Origin of the sequence: Mesorhizobium sp. M7A.F.Ca.US.005.03.2.1 (assembly GCF_003997795.1) — a bacterium.
In the GTDB taxonomy this organism is placed as follows: domain Bacteria; phylum Pseudomonadota; class Alphaproteobacteria; order Rhizobiales; family Rhizobiaceae; genus Mesorhizobium; species Mesorhizobium ciceri.
Genome location: NZ_RZRP01001027.1, coordinates 1 through 1,982, shown reverse-complemented (window position 1 = coordinate 1,982; position 1,982 = coordinate 1). Strand labels below are relative to the sequence as shown.

Genomic DNA, 1,982 nt, shown 5'->3' with positions numbered 1-1,982 from the left:
CTCAGGAAACGCCGAGAACCAACCCGCCCCGCCGAGCGCTCCGGCCCCGGCAGCAGGGCAGCGCATGCCTCCCAACGGCTACACCAAGTAGCCCCGCCTCAAAGACAGCCGACATCGAAGGCGTGACTTGACGGCGATCTGGCGCCCGGCGCACGATTGCCAAACAAACTCGGTTTCGGCTTATTTCAGCCGCCAGACGCCATCGCCTGTATTTCGTCAGGCGGTTCTGGCAGACGGGATTTCATCGCTAAGGGGTAAAGGGGGAAAGCATGAGAAAATCTGGAATCGTGACCGGAGCAGGCCTATTGCTGGCGTCACTGCTTGGCGTCGTCGCGGCTCATGCCGACGACATGCTGGGATCCTATGTCGCGCGCATTTCCGATCGCGACCATCAGGCGAGTGACGGCTATGCGCTGGACAATGCCGCGCAGATGGTGCGGCAGGACCGCGCCAACTGGCACAAATTCCACCGCCGTGACAGCGACGACGAGGCTGATGGCTGGTTCAGGACCAACGACCAGCGCGCCGACCTGCAGCGCATGCTGGAACGCGGCGGCGCGATGAGTTCCTCGACCAAGCGCGCCATCGTCAATGGCGAACCGCTGATCCAGGTCGACGTCTACGAAAACAGCGTGCGCGTCAGCATTCTCGAGAACTGACGGGCCGTCGCCGGGGCGGCTGACAGTCGGCTTCGGGGACGGCTGATAGGAAAAGGCGGCGCCTCGGCGCCGCCTTGCCATCGATAGACTCGGCGGCTGAAAAGATCAGGCCGCTTCTTCCTTGTCGTCGTCGTCTTCTTCTTCGGACTCGTCGCCTTCAGCCTTCACGCTGTCCTCGGCGTCGTCTTCGTCCTCGTCTTCATCTTCGTCGTCATCCGAGAGCGTGGCAGCTTCGGTGGACTCTTCGCCTTCTTCATCGTCGCCGTCTTCGTCGTCATCAGACAGGTCAGCGGCTTCGATCGCTGCGGCGGCGGCATGATCGAGAATAGTTTCGGAAGCGGATTCAAGCGCCTCGGCGGGAGTTTCTTCTGTCACTTCGATTTCGTGATCGGAATTCATGGAAGTCTCCGTGGGGTTGGGGAACATGTCCCTTTTGCCACGGAGAGATCATCGCCATATGACTGTAAGCCGGCTCGAACGGCCGGTAGCAGAGAATATTTTCTTCGCCTTAACCTGCGATCCTGGAGAAATCCGCGACCTGACCGGTGGCCGTGCGGATGCGGGCGAGCAGCGCCAGGCGGTTGGCACGCACCGCCTGATCCTCATCGTTTACAAGAACATGCTCAAAGAATGAATCAACCGGCTCGCGCAACACGCTAAGCGCCAGCAAGGCGCCGGAAAAATCATCGTTTTGAATCGCTTCGCCGGCTTGCTTCTCAGCCTGGTTCACCGCCGCAAACAGCGATTTCTCGGTATCCGCGCGAAACAGCGCCGGCTCAACGGTTTCGGCGACCGCCGTTTTCTTTTTCTCCTCGGCAGCCAGAATGTTGGCCGCGCGCTTGGTGCCGGCGAGCAGGTTCTTGCCGTCCTCGGTGTCGAGGAAGGAGCCGAGCGCCTCGACGCGGCGCACGATCTGCAAGAGGTCGTCGGACTGCGGCGTGATGACGGCATCGATGAGATCGTGCCGGGCGCCCTGATCGCGGAGGTAGACTTTCAGGCGGTCGTGGAAGAAGGACAGAAGGTCAGACGCTTTCCCGACGATGGCTGCCAGCGCCAGTCGAATATCATTCTCGACCAATATTCTAACCACACCCAGCGCCGCTCTACGCAGCGCATAGGGATCCTTCGACCCAGTCGGCTTTTCGTCGATTGCCCAGAAACCGACCAGCATGTCGAGCTTATCGGCAAGCGCCACTGTGATCGAAACCGGATCGCCCGGTACATAATCGGACGGACCTTGCGGCTTGTAGTGCTCTTCGATGGCTGCGGCCACGGACGAGTGCTCGCCCTGAAGCAGCGCATATTTGCGGCCCATGGCGCCTT

General features: G+C 60.8%; 3 protein-coding genes. 1 reads left to right on the top strand and 2 read right to left on the bottom strand.

Features of this window, described 5'->3' with window-relative positions; translation table 11 throughout:
* Positions 1-269 precede the first annotated feature (269 nt).
* Positions 270-659 carry a hypothetical protein gene (locus tag EN991_RS34115; RefSeq protein WP_024502648.1) on the top strand — a complete coding sequence of 130 codons (390 nt, stop codon included), beginning with the start codon at positions 270-272 and terminating at the stop codon, positions 657-659.
* Between the two features lie 105 nt (positions 660-764).
* On the opposite strand, the gene EN991_RS34110 is transcribed toward EN991_RS34115, so the two are convergent.
* Entirely contained in the window at positions 765-1,058 is a 294-nt protein-coding gene (locus EN991_RS34110) for a hypothetical protein (protein ID WP_063171642.1), read from the bottom strand.
* A 109-nt stretch (positions 1,059-1,167) separates the two neighbouring features.
* The coding region (locus EN991_RS34105) for a glycine--tRNA ligase subunit beta (RefSeq protein WP_127370381.1) at positions 1,168-1,982 on the bottom strand (815 nt) is incomplete at its 5' end.

Coding starts and splice junctions, on each gene's coding strand:
- EN991_RS34115 (WP_024502648.1), top strand. CDS start 270: ATGAGAAAATCTGGAATCGTGACCGGAGCAGGCCTATTGCTGGCGTCA.
- EN991_RS34110 (WP_063171642.1), bottom strand. CDS start 1,058: ATGAATTCCGATCACGAAATCGAAGTGACAGAAGAAACTCCCGCCGAG.